Source organism: Pseudomonas sp. NBRC 111138 (assembly GCF_001320835.1).
GTDB lineage: Bacteria > Pseudomonadota > Gammaproteobacteria > Pseudomonadales > Pseudomonadaceae > Aquipseudomonas > Aquipseudomonas paracarnis.
Genome location: NZ_BCBO01000022.1, coordinates 22,669 through 38,451 on the forward strand (window position 1 = coordinate 22,669; position 15,783 = coordinate 38,451).

Below are 15,783 nucleotides of genomic sequence, written 5' to 3' on the forward strand. Positions count from 1 at the left end.
TTCCTTGAAGGGCGTTGATGGGGACGACGCCACTGTAGTTCCACCAAGGGGGTTGGGAACTACGTTTCTTGCGGTCAAATTCTTGTCCAACTAGACATTCCAGTAAACCCAGCTGGAATAATGGGGGGACCAGTAGAGCCAGGCGATAATGTAAAGGGCCTTGAGTACTGACGCTGTACCTAACATGACCATAGAAATGACGTTGAGCAGGGTGACAAACAAAGCGAACACAGCCACGCGTGGGGTTGCGTGACGCCAGGCAAACCTCACGCCATACGCTGAGGCGGCAATCACTCCTGACTCCAGCAATAATCCGAGGGGGAAGGGCAGCCGTACAAACGAGACCAGCAGCGGCAAAACCAACACCCAGCCGGCTACTTGGCACAGGATGATTTTGGGTGTGGCTTTTTTGGTGTCCAGCATTGCCATGTTTCCAAGCTCTGGGCCGATGAGCCTACATTATCGTGAGGTGTTGCCGGTCTTCCTGTAAGACTTTGTTTAGGCGTACCTATCGCTCCTGCTGTAATGCCTTTCGCGCTGCGAATGCCAGAAACCCCGAGCAGCTTTTTCCTGTGGATGATTCAACACGTATTCAACGATGCGATTCAACAGATAGCCGAGCAGCAGATGAGTGCTGGAGACTAAATTTTAGGCATAAAAAAACCGGTCACCAAGGACCGGTTTTTTGTGCAGCCTCCGCCAGAAACCCCTGACGCAAGTGCAAATCTGAGTGGAGCGGGTAGAGGGAATCGAACCCTCAACTAAAGCTTGGGAAGCTTTCGTTTTGCCACTAAACTATACCCGCTCAGAGCGGCTGACTTTGTACCAGATGTTCAGCTGGATTTGAAGTTTTTCTTTGAAAAATGTGAGAGTTGCGTGTGGCGACAGAGCTTGCTCGCCACAGTGTCAGGCCTGATTTCAAAGCGCCCATGCATGCTGCGCCTGGCCCTGGCTATACCGTAACGGGCTTGCGGGCCGCTGCCCTTTCAAGAAGCCCACCACGGCCTCACGGCTGTCGCGGCACGCGGCTTTATGTTCCATGTCCAAGAAGTGTCCCGTTGCCTGAATGGTGCTGAAGCTGCTCTTGGCCACATGCTGGCCAAACAGTTTGGCGTCGTCTGCACTGGTGTATTCGTCCCACTCGCCGTTCAAGAACAACACTGGAATATCGATCTGCCTGGCTGCCTTGAGGTAGCACTGCCGGTCGCTGTTGAGCACGTGGCTGATGTGAAAGTGCATCTGCCCGTATTCGTGTGCGGCCAGGTTGCTGACATGGCGGTAGTTGAAGCGTTTGAACAGCGAAGGCAGGTGCTTGCCGATGGTGCTGTTGACCAGATGGCCGACGCGGTCGCGGTCGAGGTTGCCCAGGTAGTCGACGCCACGTTCGAGGTAGTCACGCATGGGCGCATTGATCACCGGCGAGAATGAGCTGATTACGGCTTTTTCTACCCGACGGGGTCGCTGTGCGAGGGCAACCAACGTGGCGGCCCCGCCCCAGGAGAAGGACAATACGTGTTCAGCGGCGAAGTGGTCGAGCAGTTCAAGGAGGATCTGGCCTTCGACTTCCTTGGTAAGCATCTGCTCATGACGGTTATGGATTTTGGAACGGCCAGCGTAGGGCTGGTCGTACAACACCACATTGAATTGCGGGTACAGGCTTTTCACGGTTTGAGCGAAGGACGCTGTGGTCGCCATTGAGCCGTTGACCAGGACGATGGTCTTTGCCGCCGCGTCCGCGCGATAGAACTCCGTGTACACCCGATACTGACCCTGTATATCCAACACAGCGATTTCTGGCCTCATGTCGTAAGACTCCTGGCAAGCGGGTAGTGCGCGCAGATCACTCTGCACGAGCTTTATGACAGGTAGGCATACGCCTGGAAAATGAGGGCCCATGTCGGTCCGATGACGGCTGGCCGGCGGGTGTTGTTATGGCGGGCGGTTTGCCGGGAAGACCCATGGATCAAGCGCGGGCGAGGCAAGGTGTTTCTTGGAGGTTATAGGCGACTCATCAGTCATTATCTGGCTGAAGCCCTGATTCAAGCAGTACGGAACGCATGTCGCAAGGCGAGCGGCTGGTTTTTTGCCATCATCGGCTGAACGGTCGTCAGACTTTTAGGATCTCTTCGTCAGTCAGTGGTCGATACTGACCCGGCGCAAGCGACGCATCGAGCACTAAGGGCCCCATTCGCTCGCGGTGCAGGCCGATCACCTTGTTATCAAAATGACCGAACATGCGTTTGACCTGGTGATATCGGCCTTCGATGATGCTCAACCGCGCTGTCCTGGGGCCCAGCAGTTCAAGTTCGGCAGGTTGGGTGGTGAGATCTTCGAAAGCGAAATACACGCCCGCCGCGAACGTCACCGCGTACTGCGGGTTGATGTCCTGTTCGGTTTGCACGTGGTACACCTTGGGCAACTTGGTCTGCGGTTGCGTGAGGCGCCGCGACCATTGGCCGTCGTTGGTGATCAAGATAAGGCCGGTGGTGTTGAAATCCAGGCGCCCGGCGATATGCAGTTCGGCTTTGTCCGGTTCGTCCAGCAGGTCAAGGACCGTGGAGTGTTGCGGGTCCGACGTGGCGCTGACGCAACCCCGGGGTTTGTGCAGCATGAAATAGCGCGCCGGCTTGCCCGCTTGCAGGATTTCACCGTCAACGCAGACCTGGCTGAATTCACGTACGTCATGGTGAGGATCGCTGACCGCAACCCCTTCAACGGTCACCCGGCGTTCCACCAGCAACAGGCGCACTTGCTTGCGATTGAACTGTGGCAGGTTGCTGAGGAAACGATCAACGCGCATTGCGGTTACGCAACTGTTCGTCCACCTGGGCGCAGCGTGGGCACAGGCAGGCTTTATCACGCAACTCATCGGGCAGGGCTTCAAGCACCGCCGGGTCGATGATGACGCCGTAGCACCAGCAGGCTTGATCGGCAGTGCGCGGATCGGCCAGGGAGCAGTCGTTGCGGGCACCACAGGCGGGGCAAAGGGTCGGTGTGATCATGGGTCGGTTCAGAAGGGAATCGGGTAGGGCGCGTTAGTTGTTGCACGATACAGCGCGGCTGCGCGGCATTCCATCATCATGGCGTTTTGGCGGGCTTTCACTTCGTCTGAAACAGGTGTTTCCAGTTGTGTCGCGAACGCACCAGATTCGGTTTTTGATGTCAGATGTTTCGTCATTCAGTGAAAGCTGAATGCCGCTCGCCAGCGTCGCTGGAGGAGCTCTTCCGCGGTCCAGGAGGCCGCCATGTATCGACGACTGCTGCTCATCGCTTTGCTCGGCCTGACCCTTTCAGCCTGCGTGCCCTATTACGATGGAGGCGCTACCTACTATCGCTCCGAGGTCTACACCGCGCCGGCGCCAGCCTATTACTACGGCGGCCCGCGTTATTACCCTTCTGGGCGCAGCTATTACGCGCCAGCGCCTCGCTACTATGCGCCACAGCCTCGCTACTATTCGGCGCCGCGCTACTACCAACCGGCCCCGCGCTATTACCCCCGCGCCGGGTACCGGCCCTACCCAAACCAGGGGTGGGGCGACCGCTGGGGCAATGGCGGGCGTGGACGCGGTTCCGACCACGGAGGTGGCCGCGGCGGTCACCGTTAAATATCTTGAAAAACAAGCGGCGCATCATGCGCCGTTTTTTATAGGTACCGTATGTCCGTACTGTCAGATTTAACAGCTATCTTTGAGGCGCTAGCTGTACTTCACTAACGAGGAGCCTTGTGCTTTTGCGTGGTGAGACTGAGCAGATGGAAACCCTATGTTCAAACAATTGATTTGCGTGCTCCTGCTGATGAGCTGCTTCATTGCATCGGCAAGAGCGGAGCAAGGCTGTCCTTATCCGTCGCAGGTCGCGTATGCAGACGGCCATTATCGCGCCCAGGACAATGGCCTGCGCTGGCAAAGCCCGAAGGTAGCGTCGCGTGGTGTTGTCGACGGGTTCATTGGCGCAATCTTCATGCCGGGCGACGGCGAGGAGAGAGGAAACGGCTACATGGACAAGTGCATCTACCGCACCAGTTGGAACGGTGTTGTAGCGTTGAGGCCAAGCAGCGGAAATGAGGTTATCAACATGTCGTTGACCAGCACCTTGTATTGGAGGCTGCAGCCCGATGCGTTCGAGTTGCCGGTGTATACGTGCGAGGACAGCCAGCCGGACAATTGCGCTTTCAAGGTCAACGACAAGCGTACAGACCTGTCAGTAGTCAGATAAATCCGCCAGAGGATTCCTACCTTCCCAGGCCTTGTCAAAGTGCGCCTGCACCACCGTTTCCGGGAGTGTGTTGATATCCGGCCAGTGCCAACGAGGCGCCTGGTCTTTGTCGATCAGGCGCGCCCGAACCCCTTCGGCGAATTCCGGATGACGGCAGCAGTTGAGGCTCAGGGTGTATTCCATCTCGAACACCTGGGCCAATGAGAGGTGACGGGCACGCTGGAGCTGTTCCCACACCAGATGCGCCGTCAGTGGGCAGCCCTCACTGAGGGTTTTGCCGGCCCGGCTCAATAGCGGGTCGCTGTGGTCGCGCAGCAGGCTCAAGGCGCGCCAGGCACACCGCACATCTCCTACATCAAGCCATTCGTCGATCTGTGCGCGGCGCGGTAGCCATTGCGCTTCGGGTTGATCACTGTTTGCCTCCTGCGCCAGGGCCTTGAGCAAGCTGTTGAGTTGCATCGCGCTCTGTTCCTGCCAGTTCAGCTGCAGCAGGCCATCGAGCAGATCGTCTTGCTGGTCATCACGCAGGAAACGGTCGGCCAGGCCCAAGTCCAGCGCGTCGCGACCGTTGATATGGGCGCCGGTGAGGCCCAGGAACAGGCCGAGCTTGCCCGGCAAGCGGGACAAGAACCAACTGGCCCCCACATCCGGGTACAAGCCAATGCTGATTTCGGGCATGGCCAAACGACTGCTTGGCGTAACGATACGCACGGCGGCGCTTTGCAACAGGCCCATGCCGCCGCCCAATACATAACCGTGGCCCCAGCAGATCAACGGCTTCGGGTAGGTGTGCAGGCGGTAGTCAAGACGATATTCGGCGGCAAAAAACTGCGCGGCCAGGGTCGGAACTTCGCCCGGCTGTTCACGGCAAGCCTGAGCCAGGCTGCGCACTTCGCCACCGGCGCAAAAAGCTTTGGGGCCGTTGCCGCGCAGCAGCACGCAGACGATCTGCGGGTCTTTGGCCCAGGCCTCCATGCGCTCATCCAGGGCCAGAATCATCGGCAGGGAGAGGGCGTTAAGGGACTTTGGCGCGTCCAGGCTGGCGATACCGATGCGAGCGCCGCCACTGCCGGTCAGTTCTTCGAAATGCAGGTTCATCGTGGCCTCAATCGAGAAGGTGAAGGATGAGTATGATCCCTTCGTGGGAAAGTGCCGGTGCTGTGTCAGATCAATTGACAAGCGGGGTCGGCTTTCCTAGGGTTCGCCTCATTCTTTTTTACAAGACAATTCAACTATGACCGATGGCGACCGTATCAAACTCGAACCCAGCTGGAAACACGCCCTGCGGGAGGAGTTCGAGAAGCCCTACATGGCGCAATTGCGCGAGTTTCTGCGCCAGGAACATGCCGCTGGCAAAGAGATCTACCCCCCCGGCCCATTGATTTTCAACGCGCTCAACTCAACGCCGCTGGACAAGGTCAAGGTCGTGATTCTCGGACAAGACCCGTACCACGGCCCTGGCCAGGCCCACGGCTTGTGCTTCTCGGTACAACCGGGCGTGCCGGCACCGCCGTCGCTGGTCAATATCTATAAAGAGCTCAAGCGCGACCTGAACATCGACATCCCCAACCACGGCTACCTGCAAAGCTGGGCCGACCAGGGCGTGCTGATGCTCAACACCACCATGACCGTGGAGCGCGCCAACGCCAACGCCCATGCCGGCAAGGGCTGGCAGTTCTTCACCGATCGGATTATCGAAGTGGTCAGCGAGCATCAGCCGCACCTGGTGTTCCTGCTGTGGGGCGCCCATGCTCAAAGCAAGCAGAAGCTCATCGACGCCACCAAGCATCTGGTGCTGACCTCGGTGCATCCGTCGCCGTTGTCGGCGTATCGCGGGTTTCTGGGCTGCGGGCATTTCAGCCGGGCCAACAAGTTTCTCGAGCAGAATGGCGAGGCCCCCATCGAGTGGCGTTTGCCACCGGTGTGAGGCCTGGCACATTCAACATGTGGGAGGTTTTAGAGGGGGGCTGGCTGACGGTTCCAGTGCCGAAACAAAGGCTCGGCCAAAAACAGCACGAACAACAAGCGCATCACCTGCATCGCCGTCACCAAGGGCACCGACAGCTGCAGGGTTTCAGCTGTCAGACTCATTTCAGCGATACCGCCTGGCATCATGCCCAGGGTCAGTGATCGCAGGTCGAGGTGAGTGAGGGCGCTCAAGCCCACCGCCGCTAACGTCGCCAGCAGCATGGTCAATGCCGTGCCAATCAAGGTGCGGCCCATGAACGATGGCGCGCGACGGAAGAACTGCCGATTGAAGTGGCAGCCCAAACCGCTGCCGATCAACCATTGGCCGATCTGACTGCCGCCGTCTGGCAGGCCGATGTGTAAATCCCAAGTCACACTGGCGATCGCGCTCACCAGCAATGGCCCGAACAGCCAAGGGTTGGGTTGGCGCAAGCGCTGCCAGCCCCAGGCAACCAGCGCACCCACCGGAAACAGCAGGGCCAGCCACGCCCAGTCCACGGGCGCCGGATGGAACTGCGGCGCGCCGCCTCCGAGCAAATATTTGAAGATCGCTGGCACGCACAGCACCACCACCAGCACACGCAGGCTTTGCCCGGCCGCAACCCGGCTGAGCACCGCGCCATTGCGGGCGCCGAGGTTGACCATCTCCCCGGAACCGCCCGGCATGCTGGAGAAAAACGCCGTGGCGCGGTCTTCACCGCTGCGGCGCATCAACCACACGCCCACCACGCTCGACAAGCTGGTGACCAGTGCACCGAAGAAAATCAGGCCGAAGTGGCTCATCACCTGCTCGATCACCACCGGGGTGAAGTGCAGGCCGATGCCGATGCCCACCACCCATTGGCCGCATTTGCGCCCGCCGGGAATCTCTGCCAATTGCCAGGGCGTCAGGCAGCGCACCAGGATGATCGCCAGCAACGAGCCGACCATGTACGGCAAAGGCCAGCCGACCAGGCTGGCCAGGTAACCGCCGGCCAGGCCGACCAGCGGTGTTCCCCACCAATGTTTAAAGGTGACCTCAGACATCGGCCAGGGCACGACGCTGTTGCACGCGTTTACGCCAGATACGCAGCAGCGGTACAAGCAGCATGATTGCGGTCAGCACCCAGACGCCAAAGGTGATCGGGCTCGACCACAGGATTTCCAGCGCACCGTTGGAGATCGACAGCGCACGGCGCAGGTTCTGCTCCATCAGGCCGCCGAGGATAAAGCCCAGCAGCAGCGGTGACAGCGGGAAGTCCAGCTTGCGCAGGATGTAGCCGAAGATGCCGATTGCGATCATCAGGAACAGATCGAAGGTGGTGGCATGCACGGCGTACACGCCAATCGCGGTAATGATGGCGATCACCGGCACCAGCGCCCAGTTCGGCACGGCGAGGATACGGGTGAAGATGCGGATCATCGGGATGTTGAGCACGACCAGCATGATGTTGGCAATGAACAACGAGGCGATCAGGCCCCAGACAATGTCCGGTTGCTGTTGGAACAGCAGTGGGCCGGGGGTGATGTTGTACAGCGATAGGGCGCCGATCATCACCGCCGTGGTGCCCGAGCCAGGAACGCCGAGGGTCAGCATGGGTACCATGGCGCCGCAGACCGATGCGCCGATCGCGGTTTCTGGGGCGGCCAGGCCGCGCATGTCGCCCTGACCGAATTTGCCGCTGGCGCCTGCGATGCGTTTCTCGGTCATGTAGGCAACGGCCGAGGCCATGGTTGCACCAGCGCCCGGCAACACGCCGATGATAAAGCCCGACACGCCGCAACGAAGATTCACAGTGAGCACCGACAAGGCTTCCTTGGCGTTGAACATCATGCGCCCGGTGGCTTTCACTGCTTCCTGGCCACGGTGGGTTTTTTCCAGCAGCAGGAGAATCTCGCTGATGGAGAACAGGCCGAGCACCAGGACCACGAACTGGATACCGTCGGTCAGGTGAATATTGTCGCCGGTAAAGCGGTATACACCGCTGTTGGCGTCGATGCCCACGCAGGAAAGGAACAAGCCGATCAGCGCGGCAACAAACGTCTTCAGCGGTTTGTCACCGGCCATGCCGCCCAGGCAGACAATCGCAAACACCATCAGGACGAAATATTCCGCCGGGCCGAACGCAATCGCCCACTTGGCCAGCAGCGGGGCGAACAGCACCATGCCGCAGGTGGCGATAAACGCGCCGATGAACGAACTCCAGGCCGACAATGACAGTGCCACGCCAGCCAGGCCTTTGCGGGCCATCGGGTAGCCGTCGAGGGTGGTCATGACGGTGGAGGCTTCGCCCGGGATGTTCAGTAGAATCGAACTGATGCGGCCGCCGTATTCGCAGCCCAGGTACACGGCTGCCAGCAGGATCAGCGCCGACTCTGGCGGCAAGCCCAGGGCGAAGGCGATGGGGATCAGCAGTGCCACGCCGTTGATCGGGCCCAGGCCCGGCAACAGGCCGACCACGGTGCCAATCAGGGTGCCGCACAACGCGGTCACCAGGTTATAGGGGCTCAGCGCAACGCCGAAACCCTGGCCCAAATAGCCAAAAGTATCCATATCAGTTCTCCAGAACGTCGAGCAGGCCGAGGGGCAACGGTACGTCCATGGTTTTATCGAACAGCAGATAAAGACCGACGCTCATCAAGGTGATGATCACCACGCTGGGCAACCAGCGGCCGCCGTACAGCCGTGCCATCGGAATACCGATCAGCATGCTGCTGAGAATGAAACCCAAGGATTCGAATGTGCCTGCAAACACCAGCAGCAGGGCCACACAGATGCCGATCTTGATCAACGTGGGTTGATCCAGCGCGGGTTCATCGTCAGTGTGTTTGGTCGCCTGCGGGCGAATCATCATGTAGATGAGCGCCAGGCCCATCAGCCCGAGCAACAGCAGGGGGAAGGCTCTTGGCCCTACGGGTTCGTAGGAAAAAGCCGCCTGATACGGCCAGGCCATCAGCGCCAGGCCGATACAGGCCAGCAATAGCACGGCAGCGAAAATGCGTTGTAAGAGCATAGAAAACTCCAAGGCCCCTCTTGTAGGAGCGAGCTTGCTCGCGAAAAACGTCAACGATAACGCGTGCTCTCTGGACGCACGTGGATGTCCTTGGGTTCTTCGCGAGCACGCTCGCTCCTACAGGGGCATTACACAAAAGAGGGGCGATTACTGGATCAGGCCGAACTCTTTGGCCAGCACTTTGTAGTCAGCCACCTGTTTCTTCACGTAGGTGTCCAGCTCCTGGCCCGTCATGGCGAACGGGAACAGCTCGCGCTGGTCACGCAGCTTGGCGAACTCCTCGGAAGCCAGCAGTTTGTCGAAGGCGTCTTTCCACCAGGCGTAGTCGGCATCGCTGACCTTTGGCCCCAGGTAGAAGCCACGCACCACCGGCCAGACGATGTCGTAGCCTTGCTCTTTGGCGGTCGGGATATCCTTCATTTCCGGCTCATCCAGGCGTTGCTCAGAGAACACCGCCAGCAGGCGCATATCGCCGCTCTGGATATGCGGCATGGAGTCGGAGATGTCGGTACTGCCCACCTGGATATGCCCCCCCAGCAGAGCCGTAGCGATTTCACCGCCACCCTCAAGGGCGACGTAACGCAGTTCGCGCGGGTTGATCCCGGCGGCCTTGGCGATCAGTGCGGTTTGCATCCAGTCCTGGCTGCCGACGGTGCCGCCGGAGCCGATCACCACGCTGCCTGGGTCTTTCTTCAGGGCTTTGACCAGGTCGTCGAGGGTTTTGTAGGGCGAGTCGCTTTTCACCGCGATGGCGCCATAGCTGGTGCCCACTGCCGCCAACCAGCGCACGGCGCTTTCATCAAAACGGCCGAACTTGCCCTGGGCCAGGTTCAGCAGCGAACCGCTCGACCAGGCGACCAACGTGCCCGCATCCGCAGGGCGCTGGGCGACGACCGCGTTGTAGGCTACCGCGCCCACGCCGCCTGGCATGTAGGTCACACGCATCGGCTTGGTCAGCAGCTTTTGGTTCACCAGCGCGCTTTGCGCCAGTTTGCAAGTCAGGTCAAAACCGCCGCCTGGGGAGGCCGGGGCGATGCATTCCGGACGCTTGGGTTCGTCGGCGGCCAGCAGTTGGCCGGCGAACAGCATGCAGCCAGCGGCGAGGGCAAATTTACGCAGTGAAAGGGTCATGGTGATCTCCATCGTTTTTGTTATGAGGGGGTTACTACCAAAGTGCGACGCTGTAGCTGACCAGCAAGCGCATTTCATCTGCGTCACGGGCCGAATAGTTGGAACGATAGGTGGCGTTACGCAGGCGCACGGCCACATCTTTGAACGTGCCGCTTTGCACCACGTATTTGATCTCGCTGTTGCGTTCCCACTCCTTGCCGGTCTCGCCGTTCTTGAGCTTGATGTTGTCACCCGAGAGGTAACGGCTCATGAAACTCAAGCCAGGAATGCCCAGCTTGGCAAAGTCGTAGTCGTAGCGTGCCTGCCAGGAGCGTTCTTCGGCGCCGGCAAAATCGTTGATCTGCACGAAGTTGACCAGGTACGGGTCGCTGCCATCCACATACGGGAAGGCGCTGTCGCCGGACATGTGCTGGTAGCCGGCGCTGAGCTTATGGCCATTGAGGGCATAGCTGAACAGGCCGTTGAGGGACGTGTTGTCGATATTGCCGCCGCGGGCCGAGCCGGTGTCATCGCTGATTGCCAGTCGCAGGTCGGCGGCGAAAGTGCCAGGGCCCATCGGGCGTGAGGCGACCATGCCGAGGAAGTGTTGGCGATACACGTCGTCGAGTTGGGCGAAGTGGTAGCTGCCGGTGATCTTGTCGGCGAACTTGTAGTCGACGCCACCGAAGTTGAAGTGCTTGCCGGTGGCACCGCTGAGGAAGCGGCTGTTCTTGTTATTGAGCGCGATGTCTTCGTAGTTGGTGTCGTCGCGGTCCTTGGCTTTGTCCAGGCGACCACCAGTGAATACCAGGTTCTTGAGTTCCTTGGAGGTGATCAAGCCACCGTTGAAGGTCTGCGGCAGGATGCGCCCGTCGTTGGGCTTGAGGATCGGCAGTTCGGGGATCAGCGAGCCGATCTTCAACTCGGTGGCGGAGATTTTCACTTTGCCGGTCAGGCCCAGCTTGGAGTACTCGTTGGCGGCGCGCCCGTCATCGTGGGTCGGCAGCAGGCCGGTGCCGGTGCGGTCGGGGCTGGAGTCGAGCTTGACGCCGAGCATGCCCAGCGCATCAACGCCAAAGCCGACGGTGCCGTCGGTGTAGCCCGATTGCACGTTGAGCATGAAGCCCTGGGCCCATTCGTCGCGCTTGGATTGCTGGGCACTGGTACCGTCGCGAAAGTCGCGGTTGAAGTACATGTTGCGGGTTTCCAGGGTCGCGCTACTGTCTTCGAAGAAGGCAGCCTGGCTGAGCGGCGAAAAGCCGGCAAGGGCAGCGGCACTGGCGAGGGCGGTGTGGGTCAGGCGGGAAGAACGAACAGGCGGGCAAGCCTGTGGCTGGGTCGACAGCATCGTGGTGTACTCCGTTATTGTTCTTATTCTGGCGAAAACGCTTCGAGGCGTTTTTCGGGCGCTACGGGTCAGGCAACTCGGCGGGCATAGACCACCGTGGTTGGATGCTAAAGGGCGAAGCTTTCACTAACCTTTCAATCGCCTTTCAATGTTTTCGGGCTTCACAGGCCAGGTTGCGGCTGTAAACTGCCGGGCAAAGCGTGGCGTCGACCACCCCTGAACGAGGTAGAAATCCATGCGTGTCCTCCTGGTTGAAGACCATTTGCAGCTCGCCGAAAGCGTGGCCCAAGCGCTCAAGAGCATGGGTTTGACCGTTGATGTGTTGCATGACGGCGTGGCGGCGGACCTGGCCTTGAGCAGCGAGGAATACGCCGCGGTGATCCTGGACGTAGGGTTGCCGCGCCTGGATGGTTTCGAGGTGCTCGCACGTTTGCGGGCACGTGGAAAAAACCTGCCGGTGCTGATGCTGACTGCTCGCAGTGATGTAAAAGACCGCGTGCACGGCCTGAACCTGGGCGCCGATGACTACCTGGCCAAACCGTTTGAACTCACGGAACTCGAAGCACGGGTGAAGGCACTGTTGCGGCGCAGCGTGCTGGGCGGCGAGCGTCAGCAAACCTGCGGTGTGCTGGTGTACGACCTCGACACCCGGCGCTTCACGGTCGCAGGCGAGCTGATGACCTTGACCTCCCGAGAACAAGCGGTGCTCGAAGCGTTGATCGCCCGGCCGGGGCGCGTGATGAGCAAGGAACAATTGGCGTCCCAGGTATTCGGCCTGGACGAGGAGGCCAGCCCCGACGCCATCGAAATCTACGTGCATCGCCTGCGCAAGAAGCTCGATGGCCAACCCATCGCCATCGTCACCTTCCGGGGCCTTGGCTATTTGCTGGAAGCCCGTGATGCATAAGCCCAGCAGCCTGCGCTGGCGCTTGCTGTGCAACCTTGCGTTATTGCTGGTGTTGTTGATGCTCGCCAGCGGCATGAGCGCTTATTGGAACGGTCGCGAAGCCGCCGACACCGCTTATGACCGCACGCTGCTGGCCTCGGCACGCACCATTGCCGCCGGCTTGACCCAGGTGGACGGCACCCTCAGCGCCAATGTGCCCTATGTGGCCTTGGACACTTTTGCCTACGACAGTGCCGGGCGCATTTATTACCAAGTCAATGATATTGATCAGAAACTGATTTCCGGTTACGAAAACCTGCCTGGCCCGCCGCCCGGCACGCCCCGCACCGACGATTATCCAGCCTTGGCGCGGTTCTATAACGCCATGTACCTGGGCCAGCATGTTCGCGTGGTGAGCCTGCTCAAGGCCGTCTCGGAACCGAACATGAACGGCATGGCCGAAATTCGTGTTGCGGAGACCGACGAAGCCCGGGTGGCCATGGCCCGCAGCCTGATGGCCGATACACTGCTGCGTCTGGGCATGCTCGCCATCGGTGCGTTATTGCTGGTGTGGTTCGCGGTGAGCGCCGCACTGCGCCCGCTGGAACGCCTGCGTACGGCGGTGGAAGAGCGCCAGCCTGATGACCTGCGGCCTCTGCCATTAGTGGAGGTTCAGGATGAGTTCGGCCCACTGGTGCGCTCGCTCAACCATTTCACCGAACGTTTGCGCGGGCAGTTCGAGCGCCAGGCGCAGTTTATTGCCGACGCTGCCCACGAGCTGCGCACCCCCCTGGCGGCGCTTAAGGCCAGGCTGGAACTGGGCTTGCGTGCCGAAGAACCCGCCACCTGGCGCAACACCCTGGAAACGGCCGCCCAGGGCACCGACCGGCTGACGCACCTGGCAAATCAATTGTTGTCCCTGGCCCGCATCGAAAACGGTGCCCGCGCCATTGCCGAAGGCGGTGCGCAACTGCTCGATTTGAGCCAATTGGCCCGTGAGCTCGGTATGGCCATGGCGCCGCTGGCCCACGCGCGGGGCGTGGCCCTGGCGCTGGAGGCCGACGAGCCGGTATGGCTGCGCGGCGAACCAACGCTGTTGAATGAGCTGCTCAGCAACCTGGTGGATAACGCCTTGGCCCATACCCCGCCTGGCGGCAATGTGATTTTGCGAGTGACGGCCCCGGCGGTGCTGGAAGTCGAGGATGACGGCCCTGGCATCCCACTGGATGAGCGGGACCGGGTGTTTGAACGCTTTTATCGACGCAGCCAGCAGGGCATGGGGTCGGGCTTGGGGCTGGCGATTGTCGGGGAGATTTGCCGTGCGCACCTGGCGCAGATCAGCCTGCATGATGGCGAGCTGGCGGGGCTTAAGGTGCGCGTGAGTTTTATCGCGGGTTGATCAGTAAAACATCGACCGCGCTTCGTCCAGTTCGCTGCGCAGGGCGTCGCTGTGCAGGTCTATGCGCAACTTCATGAGGGCCGGCAAGGCGGTAATCGGCACGGTCCCCAGGGGGTGGTCGGTGCCGCGGTGGCAGTACAGCGCGGCGACCTGCACCAGGTCGACGTAGTCCAGGCTTGCAGAGTCGCGTGTCAGGTCCAGGTATTGGCCCGGCACGTTCACCAGCATCTCAGGGAAGTCCCAGACCCGCAGCAGCTTGTCCCCCAGCACCGGGTGGATGCTGTCGATGACGTGGTTGAGGCTGACGGGGTCGGCCAGCAGCTCATAGTGATCCTCGGCATACGTGAGGATCGGCAGCACGCCGATCTGATGCACCAGGCCCCCCAGCGCCGCCTGGTCTGGCTTGAGCTGGCTGTGGCGACGGCACAAGGCGTAGCTCACGCCCGCCACCTCCAGGCTGCGGCGCCACACGTCGCGCATTTTCTGTTCGACCACCTCTGAGCGGGCGTGGAAGATCTGCTCCATCACCAGGCCGATAGCCAGGTTGCTGCTGTAGTTGGTACCGAGCCGGGTGATGGCGGTGTGCAGGTCGGTGACTTCCTGGCTGGCCCGTAGCAGCGGGCTGTTGACCACTTTGATCAGGCGCGCCGACAGGGCCGTGTCACGACTGATCACTTTGCTCAGGTGGCTGATGCTGATGTCCGGGTCTTCGGCGGCCTGGCGAATTTTCAGGGCCACCTCCGGCAATGTCGGCAGAACCAGGTCATCGTTGTCGATGGCCGTTACCAACGCTTGTTGGACTTTTTCCGCCAGCTTGTTCATTCATGCTCTCTAGGGTGCTGCAAAAAGTACGGCGATTAACGCTGGATCTCGCGGTCACGGTCCAGTTGGTAGGGTAGGTCAAGCAGATTCAAGCCCGGGCCCTCCAGGGTGCCCAAGCGCACGTCGCCACTGTCGGCAGCTTCGGCTTGCAGCACGGCGAGAAGTTCAATCGACTGGTCAGCTTTTGCTGCGATGACCACTTCGCCGATCGCGCTGTTATGGCTCGGGGAAAATAACGGAGTGCCTGGCTCGGGAAGCTCGTTGGCCTCCAGGCTAAGGCGATACAGGCGCCGCTTGAGTTTGCCCAGGTACTGCATGCGCGCGACGATTTCCTGGCCGGTGTAGCAGCCTTTCTTGAAGCTGACGCCGCCCACAGCCTGCAGGTTGAGCATCTGCGGAATGAACAGCTCGCGCGTCTGGGGCATCACCTGGCCGATACCGGCACGGATCTGGCCAAGCAGCCAGGCATTCAATTCAGCTTGTTGCAACTGCGCGGCCAATTGGCTGCGCACGGCGTCGGCGTGTTCGGCAGATACCCAGAGTTCGGCCCGGCCCGGGGAAACGCGGACGGCAATCGATGCCTCGTTGCGCGCCACGCTATCGGTCTCGACCGGCAGCGCGAGGCCCAGGGCGCTCAGGGCCGCGTCTGCGTTCGCCAGGCCGAAGCGCGCCCAGCCAGCGCTTTCGTCGGTGAGCTTGGATTTGGAGAACACCGCGTACTTTTTCAAATCCGCCAACTGCGGCTCAAGCAACTCGGTGGCCATGGCCAGGAGCACGCCATCACCCTGCAGCAGGATGCGGAAGCTCGACTGCATCCGGCCTTTTTGCGTGCAGCGCGCGCCCAGGCTGGCCTGGGTATCACTCAGGTAATTGAGGTTGCAGGTCAGTTGGCCCTGCAGGAACTTGGCAGCATCAGAGCCGCGGACGGCGAGAACGCCTTCGTGGGACAGGGAGCAGAAAAAAGCGGAGTCAGCCATGGGTCATCGCAGGTCAAAAAGTCATGGGTGCATCATAGAGGGGCGTCCGGCAAATGCATAGTTTC

The 15,783-nt window shown here is 60.5% G+C and carries 18 protein-coding genes, 1 tRNA gene and 1 pseudogene; 5 read left to right on the forward strand and 15 right to left on the reverse strand.

Annotation, left to right across the window (positions count from 1 at the left end; translation table 11 throughout):
* Nucleotides 1-90: 90 nt before the first annotated feature.
* From APH41_RS04080 to APH41_RS28715, 7 genes and pseudogenes are all read right to left on the reverse strand, one after another.
* Nucleotides 91-423 (reverse strand): hypothetical protein, encoded by a 333-nt coding sequence (locus APH41_RS04080; protein WP_054917621.1) that lies wholly within the window; start codon nt 421-423, stop codon nt 91-93.
* Nucleotides 424-508: 85 nt separating this feature from the next.
* Nucleotides 509-624, reverse strand: a pseudogene (locus APH41_RS29285) (type II toxin-antitoxin system HicB family antitoxin); the annotation flags it as partial.
* A 107-nt stretch (nt 625-731) separates the two neighbouring features.
* Nucleotides 732-805: transfer RNA gene (locus APH41_RS04085), tRNA-Gly, on the reverse strand.
* 113 nt (nt 806-918) lie between these two features.
* On the reverse strand, nt 919-1,803 hold the full coding sequence (locus tag APH41_RS04090; protein ID WP_054897622.1) for an alpha/beta fold hydrolase: 885 nt from the start codon (nt 1,801-1,803) through the stop codon (nt 919-921).
* A 304-nt stretch (nt 1,804-2,107) separates the two neighbouring features.
* A complete protein-coding gene (locus APH41_RS04095; RefSeq protein WP_054917624.1) occupies nt 2,108-2,800 on the reverse strand; it encodes a pseudouridine synthase in 693 nt (230 codons plus the stop codon).
* Entirely contained in the window at nt 2,790-3,002 is a 213-nt protein-coding gene (locus APH41_RS04100) for a cysteine-rich CWC family protein (RefSeq protein WP_034126556.1), read from the reverse strand. Before APH41_RS04100 ends, APH41_RS04095 begins: the two co-directional genes overlap by 11 nt.
* A gap of 8 nt (nt 3,003-3,010) precedes the next feature.
* Nucleotides 3,011-3,178: a hypothetical protein gene (locus APH41_RS28715; RefSeq protein WP_155290838.1), complete on the reverse strand. Its 168-nt coding sequence runs from the start codon at nt 3,176-3,178 to the stop codon at nt 3,011-3,013.
* A 67-nt stretch (nt 3,179-3,245) separates the two neighbouring features.
* Between APH41_RS28715 and APH41_RS04105 the strand changes: the two genes are divergently transcribed.
* Nucleotides 3,246-3,605 carry a hypothetical protein gene (locus tag APH41_RS04105; protein ID WP_019818497.1) on the forward strand — a complete coding sequence of 120 codons (360 nt, stop codon included), beginning with the start codon at nt 3,246-3,248 and terminating at the stop codon, nt 3,603-3,605.
* Nucleotides 3,606-3,762: 157 nt separating this feature from the next.
* Complete coding sequence (locus tag APH41_RS04110; RefSeq protein ID WP_054897618.1) at nt 3,763-4,215, forward strand: DUF3757 domain-containing protein; 453 nt, start codon at nt 3,763-3,765, stop codon at nt 4,213-4,215.
* Here APH41_RS04110 and APH41_RS04115 read toward each other — a convergent pair.
* Nucleotides 4,201-5,313, reverse strand: a complete 1,113-nt coding sequence (locus APH41_RS04115) for an enoyl-CoA hydratase/isomerase family protein (RefSeq protein ID WP_054917625.1) — start codon at nt 5,311-5,313, stop codon at nt 4,201-4,203. The genes APH41_RS04110 and APH41_RS04115 overlap by 15 nt on opposite strands.
* 136 nt (nt 5,314-5,449) lie before the next feature.
* On the opposite strand from APH41_RS04115, the gene ung reads away from it, so the two are divergent.
* Complete coding sequence (gene ung, locus APH41_RS04120) at nt 5,450-6,142, forward strand: uracil-DNA glycosylase (protein ID WP_020301023.1); 693 nt, start codon at nt 5,450-5,452, stop codon at nt 6,140-6,142.
* Between the two features lie 29 nt (nt 6,143-6,171).
* Here the strand turns inward: ung and APH41_RS04125 are convergent, their stop codons facing one another.
* The 5 genes from APH41_RS04125 to APH41_RS04145 all read right to left on the reverse strand — a co-directional run bounded on the left by APH41_RS04125 (nt 6,172) and on the right by APH41_RS04145 (nt 11,634).
* The gene (locus tag APH41_RS04125) at nt 6,172-7,209 is read right to left on the reverse strand and encodes an AbrB family transcriptional regulator (RefSeq protein WP_054917627.1); all 1,038 of its coding nucleotides are present in this window, start codon (nt 7,207-7,209) and stop codon (nt 6,172-6,174) included.
* Nucleotides 7,202-8,716 (reverse strand): tripartite tricarboxylate transporter permease, encoded by a 1,515-nt coding sequence (locus APH41_RS04130; protein ID WP_003189428.1) that lies wholly within the window; start codon nt 8,714-8,716, stop codon nt 7,202-7,204. Before APH41_RS04130 ends, APH41_RS04125 begins: the two co-directional genes overlap by 8 nt.
* A gap of 1 nt (nt 8,717) precedes the next feature.
* Nucleotides 8,718-9,176, reverse strand: a complete 459-nt coding sequence (locus tag APH41_RS04135) for a tripartite tricarboxylate transporter TctB family protein (protein WP_003189430.1) — start codon at nt 9,174-9,176, stop codon at nt 8,718-8,720.
* 147 nt (nt 9,177-9,323) lie between these two features.
* Nucleotides 9,324-10,313: a tripartite tricarboxylate transporter substrate binding protein gene (locus tag APH41_RS04140; RefSeq protein ID WP_161793218.1), complete on the reverse strand. Its 990-nt coding sequence runs from the start codon at nt 10,311-10,313 to the stop codon at nt 9,324-9,326.
* A 28-nt stretch (nt 10,314-10,341) separates the two neighbouring features.
* The gene (locus APH41_RS04145) at nt 10,342-11,634 is read right to left on the reverse strand and encodes an OprD family porin (protein ID WP_054897614.1); all 1,293 of its coding nucleotides are present in this window, start codon (nt 11,632-11,634) and stop codon (nt 10,342-10,344) included.
* Between the two features lie 235 nt (nt 11,635-11,869).
* On the opposite strand from APH41_RS04145, the gene APH41_RS04150 reads away from it, so the two are divergent.
* Complete coding sequence (locus tag APH41_RS04150; protein WP_014717358.1) at nt 11,870-12,541, forward strand: response regulator; 672 nt, start codon at nt 11,870-11,872, stop codon at nt 12,539-12,541.
* Nucleotides 12,534-13,919: a sensor histidine kinase gene (locus tag APH41_RS04155; RefSeq protein ID WP_054917630.1), complete on the forward strand. Its 1,386-nt coding sequence runs from the start codon at nt 12,534-12,536 to the stop codon at nt 13,917-13,919. Before APH41_RS04150 ends, APH41_RS04155 begins: the two co-directional genes overlap by 8 nt.
* Here APH41_RS04155 and APH41_RS04160 read toward each other — a convergent pair whose 3' ends face one another.
* Nucleotides 13,920-14,741 carry an HDOD domain-containing protein gene (locus APH41_RS04160; protein WP_034126564.1) on the reverse strand — a complete coding sequence of 274 codons (822 nt, stop codon included), beginning with the start codon at nt 14,739-14,741 and terminating at the stop codon, nt 13,920-13,922. It lies immediately after the preceding gene.
* A 35-nt stretch (nt 14,742-14,776) separates the two neighbouring features.
* Nucleotides 14,777-15,718, reverse strand: a complete 942-nt coding sequence (locus APH41_RS04165; RefSeq protein WP_054917633.1) for a folate-binding protein YgfZ — start codon at nt 15,716-15,718, stop codon at nt 14,777-14,779.
* Nucleotides 15,719-15,783 lie beyond the last annotated feature (65 nt).

What these genes read in the sequence shown, in the direction of transcription:
- ung (WP_020301023.1), top strand. Translation starts at nt 5,450, where the DNA reads ATGACCGATGGCGACCGTATCAAACTCGAACCCAGCTGGAAACACGCC.
- APH41_RS04165 (WP_054917633.1), bottom strand. Translation starts at nt 15,718, where the DNA reads ATGGCTGACTCCGCTTTTTTCTGCTCCCTGTCCCACGAAGGCGTTCTC.
- APH41_RS04155 (WP_054917630.1), top strand. Translation starts at nt 12,534, where the DNA reads ATGCATAAGCCCAGCAGCCTGCGCTGGCGCTTGCTGTGCAACCTTGCG.
- APH41_RS04095 (WP_054917624.1), bottom strand. Translation starts at nt 2,800, where the DNA reads ATGCGCGTTGATCGTTTCCTCAGCAACCTGCCACAGTTCAATCGCAAG.
- APH41_RS04115 (WP_054917625.1), bottom strand. Translation starts at nt 5,313, where the DNA reads ATGAACCTGCATTTCGAAGAACTGACCGGCAGTGGCGGCGCTCGCATC.
- APH41_RS04100 (WP_034126556.1), bottom strand. Translation starts at nt 3,002, where the DNA reads ATGATCACACCGACCCTTTGCCCCGCCTGTGGTGCCCGCAACGACTGC.
- APH41_RS28715 (WP_155290838.1), bottom strand. Translation starts at nt 3,178, where the DNA reads ATGACGAAACATCTGACATCAAAAACCGAATCTGGTGCGTTCGCGACA.
- APH41_RS04110 (WP_054897618.1), top strand. Translation starts at nt 3,763, where the DNA reads ATGTTCAAACAATTGATTTGCGTGCTCCTGCTGATGAGCTGCTTCATT.
- APH41_RS04090 (WP_054897622.1), bottom strand. Translation starts at nt 1,803, where the DNA reads ATGAGGCCAGAAATCGCTGTGTTGGATATACAGGGTCAGTATCGGGTG.
- APH41_RS04150 (WP_014717358.1), top strand. Translation starts at nt 11,870, where the DNA reads ATGCGTGTCCTCCTGGTTGAAGACCATTTGCAGCTCGCCGAAAGCGTG.
- APH41_RS04080 (WP_054917621.1), bottom strand. Translation starts at nt 423, where the DNA reads ATGCTGGACACCAAAAAAGCCACACCCAAAATCATCCTGTGCCAAGTA.
- APH41_RS04145 (WP_054897614.1), bottom strand. Translation starts at nt 11,634, where the DNA reads ATGCTGTCGACCCAGCCACAGGCTTGCCCGCCTGTTCGTTCTTCCCGC.
- APH41_RS04135 (WP_003189430.1), bottom strand. Translation starts at nt 9,176, where the DNA reads ATGCTCTTACAACGCATTTTCGCTGCCGTGCTATTGCTGGCCTGTATC.
- APH41_RS04105 (WP_019818497.1), top strand. Translation starts at nt 3,246, where the DNA reads ATGTATCGACGACTGCTGCTCATCGCTTTGCTCGGCCTGACCCTTTCA.
- APH41_RS04125 (WP_054917627.1), bottom strand. Translation starts at nt 7,209, where the DNA reads ATGTCTGAGGTCACCTTTAAACATTGGTGGGGAACACCGCTGGTCGGC.
- APH41_RS04130 (WP_003189428.1), bottom strand. Translation starts at nt 8,716, where the DNA reads ATGGATACTTTTGGCTATTTGGGCCAGGGTTTCGGCGTTGCGCTGAGC.
- APH41_RS04160 (WP_034126564.1), bottom strand. Translation starts at nt 14,741, where the DNA reads ATGAACAAGCTGGCGGAAAAAGTCCAACAAGCGTTGGTAACGGCCATC.